The organism is Acidovorax sp. CF316 (genome assembly GCF_000276605.1).
GTDB lineage: Bacteria > Pseudomonadota > Gammaproteobacteria > Burkholderiales > Burkholderiaceae_C > Acidovorax.
Map to the genome: position 1 here is coordinate 1 of NZ_AKJX01000307.1, position 3833 is coordinate 3833.

3 protein-coding genes and 1 pseudogene are annotated in these 3833 nt (G+C 70.2%); all 4 read left to right on the forward strand.

Features of this window, described 5'->3' with window-relative positions; genetic code table 11:
* A pseudogene (locus tag PMI14_RS34570) lies at positions 1 to 478 on the forward strand (glutamine amidotransferase); the annotation flags it as partial.
* Positions 475 to 1173, forward strand: coding sequence for an MOSC domain-containing protein (locus PMI14_RS33220; protein WP_007862270.1), 699 nt, complete (start codon positions 475 to 477; stop codon positions 1171 to 1173). The pseudogene PMI14_RS34570 and the gene PMI14_RS33220, both read left to right, overlap by 4 nt.
* A gap of 294 nt (positions 1174 to 1467) precedes the next feature.
* Entirely contained in the window at positions 1468 to 3150 is a 1683-nt protein-coding gene (gene leuA, locus PMI14_RS33225) for a 2-isopropylmalate synthase (protein ID WP_007862271.1), read from the forward strand.
* Between the two features lie 105 nt (positions 3151 to 3255).
* On the forward strand, positions 3256 to 3762 hold the full coding sequence (locus PMI14_RS33230; RefSeq protein WP_007862273.1) for a C40 family peptidase: 507 nt from the start codon (positions 3256 to 3258) through the stop codon (positions 3760 to 3762).
* Positions 3763 to 3833: the final 71 nt, after the last annotated feature.

Sequence of the window (3833 nt, forward strand, 5' to 3'; positions counted from 1 at the left end):
GGCTGGCGCGGCCCCAGCCGGTGCTGGGCGTCTGCCTGGGGGCACAGCTCATGGCACGCGCGCTGGGTGCCGGCGTGGCGCCCATGGGGCACAAGGAGATCGGCTTTGCGCCGCTGGCGCTCACGGCGGACGGCGAGCGTTCGGTGCTGGCCCCCCGGCCGATGGCACACCGGTGCTGCACTGGCATGGCGACCAGTTCGAGATACCGCCGGGTGCCCAGGGCCTGGCCGCCACGCCGCTGTGCCCGCACCAGGCCTTTGCCGTGGGCACGCATGCGCTGGGCCTGCAGTTCCACCTGGAGGCCGACCTGTCGCGCATCGAGCAGTGGCTCGTAGGCCATGCCTGCGAACTGGCCGCGGCCGGCGTGGACCTGCATGCCCTGCGCAGCGGGGCCCGGGAACATGGCGCCGCGCTGGTCCGTGCGGCCGAGGCCGTGTTCGACACCTGGCTCGACGGCATCGAAGCCGACGCCGCATGACCCCGGTGCTGCTGGGCCAGGTGGCGGTCGTGCTGCGTGGGGCCGCCGTGCCGTTCGGCGACCGGCCGGACACACGCAGCGCCATCGCCAAGCAGGCTGTCGCCGGCCCGGTGCGCGTGGAGGCTGCCGGCCTGCTGGACGACGAGCAGGGCGACACGCGCATCCATGGCGGGCCCGACAAGGCCGTGCACCAGTACCCGCTGGACCACTACGCGCTGTGGCGCAGCGAGATCGGAGCCCTGCCCGTGCTGGAGCAGCCCGGCGCCTTTGGCGAGAACATCGCCAGCACCGGCATGGCCGAGGCCGACCTGTGCTGGGGCGACCAGGTGCGCATGGGCAGTGTGCTGCTCGAAGTCGCGCAGACGCGCCAGCCGTGCTGGAAGCTCAACACCCGCTTCGGCCAGCGCGACATGGCGCTGCGCCTGCAGCGCACGGGTCGCACCGGCTGGTACTACCGCGTGCTGGAGCCCGGCACGCTGCAGGCGGGCGATGCCATCACGCTGGTGACGCGCCCGCACGCAGCCTGGCCGCTGGCGCGTGTGATCGAGGTGCTCTACCACCGCACGCTCGATGCGGACCTGCTGCGCGAACTGGCGGCGCTGCCGCAACTGCCTTCCTCGTGGCAGAAGCTGGTGGCGCGGCGGCTGGAGCAGGGCGAGGTCGAGGACTGGAGCCGGCGCACGCAAGGGGTGTGAAGGCCGGGGCTTGGCAGCGCGGCAAAGCCCGTGTTAGCATTTGCCCCCTATGCAACGCAGCATGTCCCTACCCACCCTATCGCTAGGCCTAGTGCCTGGCCGGGGTCTGCCTGCGTTCGCCATCGTTGCCATTCCGCGCAACACCTGATTTCCCCCTGACCCCGGCCCGCGAACCAGCCTTTGCACATGTGCAAAGGGCTGCAGGGGACGTCATCCGTATTCATTTCGTTTGACCTGCATGCAGGTGGCGCCCACACCGTGGCGCACCGCACGCGACCGTTCGTGGAGCCTCTCATGATTGCCAAGCCCGCCACCAAGTACCAGCCGATCGCCCCCGTTGCGCTCACCGACCGCACCTGGCCCTCGCGTTCCATCACCCAGGCACCGATCTGGTTGTCCACCGACCTGCGCGACGGCAACCAGGCCCTGTTCGAGCCGATGAACGGCGAGCGCAAGATGCGCCTGTTCCAGGAGCTTGTGCGCATCGGCTTCAAGGAGATCGAGGTCGGCTTTCCGGCCGCCTCGCAGACCGATTTCGACTTCGTGCGCCGCCTGATCGACGAAGACCTGGTGCCCGCGGACGTGACCCTCATGGTCATGACGCAGTCGCGCGCCGACCTGATCGAGCGCACCGTGGAAGCCGTGCGCGGCGCCCCGCGCGCCATCGTGCACCTGTACAACGCCACGGCGCCGGCCTGGCGGCGCATCGTCTTCGGCATGAACGTGACGCAGGTCATGGAGTTCATCGACCAGCATGTGTCGCACTTGAAGCGCCTGACCGATGCCGAGCCCGGGACGCAGTGGACGCTGCAGTACTCGCCCGAGACCTTCAGCGCGACCGAACTCGAAGTCTCGCTGCGCGCCTGCCAGACCGCGATCCAGGCCTGGGGTGTGGGTCCGGACCGGCGCATCATCATCAACCTGCCGACCACGGTGGAGAACGCCACGCCCAACGTGTTCGCCGACCAGATCGAGTGGATGCACCGGCGCCTGGCGCCGCGCGAGCACGTGGTGCTCTCGGTGCACCCGCACAACGACCGCGGCACCGGCGTGGCCGCGGCCGAGCTGGCGATGATGGCCGGTGCCGACCGCGTCGAAGGCTGCCTCTTCGGCAACGGCGAGCGCTGCGGCAACGTGGACATCGTGACCCTGGCGCTCAACATGTACACCCAGGGTGTGCACCCGGGGCTGGACTTCTCGGACATCACCGCCGTGGCGCGCGTGGCCGAGGAATGCACGGCCCTGCCCGTGCACCCGCGCCACCCCTATGCGGGCGACCTGGTGTTCACCGCGTTCTCGGGCTCGCACCAGGACGCGATCAAGAAGGGCTTTGCCGCGCAGGACCCGAACAGCCTGTGGGAAGTGCCCTATTTGCCCATCGACCCGGCGGACCTCGGCCGCACCTACGACAGCGTGATCCGCGTGAACAGCCAGTCGGGCAAGGGCGGCATCGCCTTCTTGCTCGAACGCGAGCACGGCGTGGTGATGCCACGGCGCATGCAGGTCGAGTTCAGCGCCGTGGTGCAGCGCCAGACCGACGCCAGCGAGGGCGAGATGACCGGCAATGCGCTGTGGAAGCTGTTCCAGTCCACTTACCTGGCCAGCGGCCCCGAGGCGGCCATCGTCTGCCACGGCCACAAGCTGGCCGATGATGGCCAGGGCATCGAGCTCGACGTGAGCATCGATGGCGTGCGCCAGACCCTGCAAGGTGAGGGCAACGGCCCGATTGCCGCCACGGTGGATGCCCTGGGTCTGCCGCTGCGCGTGGACCACTACGAGGAGCGCGCCACGGGCACGGGGGCCAACGCCCAGGCCCTGGCCATCGTGGAAGCCGCGCTCGAAGGCGTGGCCGGCTCCACCTTCGGTGCGGGCACCAGCCACAACATCGTGACCGCCTCGGTGCAGGCCATCGTGAGCGTGGCCAACCGCCTGGCCCAGCGCCGCGAGGCGACGCGCACGGCCGCAGCAACGGCATAGGACAGAAAAGCAGCACACGGGCCAGGGTGGCGCCGCCTTCACAAAAGGCAGGCGCCACGGCGGGGCATTCACCCCCGCCGGCAGGGTACGGTACGCTTGCGATCCATGCGTGTTCTTTCCTGCCTGGCCCTGGTGTCCGCAGCGCTGCTGATTGCAGGCTGCGGCAGCTCCCGGCCCACCCCGTCGTCGTCGTCCTCCTCCTTCCCGTCCGCCCCGGTCCGCACCACCCCGCCGCTGAGCCCGGACCAGGCGCATGGCATCGCCATCCATGCGCTGGGCCTGGTGGGCACGCCCTACCGCTACGGCGGCAATACGCCGGATTCGGGCTTCGACTGCAGCGGGCTGATCGGCTATGTCTACCGCAACCAGGTCGGCACGCCGCCGCCGCGCACCGTGGCCGCGCTCAACAGCTGGGGCTACCCGCTCGAAGGCGGCGAGCTGCGCGCTGGCGACCTGGTGGTGTTCGGCACCGGGCGCCAGCCCAACCATGCGGGCATCTACGTGGGGGAGGGGCGCTTCGTGCATGCGCCGTCGACGGGCGGCACGGTGCGCCTGGACTATCTCAGTGCCAAGCACTGGGCCGGCCAGAAGCCCGCTTTCCGTCGGCCGTAGACAACACCCCCTGAGTCGCTTCGCGCCTTCACCCCTCTCTCGACCCGCTGCGCGAGTCGGGAGGGGGACGC

What these genes read in the sequence shown, in the direction of transcription:
- PMI14_RS33220 (WP_007862270.1), top strand. Translation starts at nt 475, where the DNA reads ATGACCCCGGTGCTGCTGGGCCAGGTGGCGGTCGTGCTGCGTGGGGCC.
- leuA (WP_007862271.1), top strand. Translation starts at nt 1,468, where the DNA reads ATGATTGCCAAGCCCGCCACCAAGTACCAGCCGATCGCCCCCGTTGCG.
- PMI14_RS33230 (WP_007862273.1), top strand. Translation starts at nt 3,256, where the DNA reads ATGCGTGTTCTTTCCTGCCTGGCCCTGGTGTCCGCAGCGCTGCTGATT.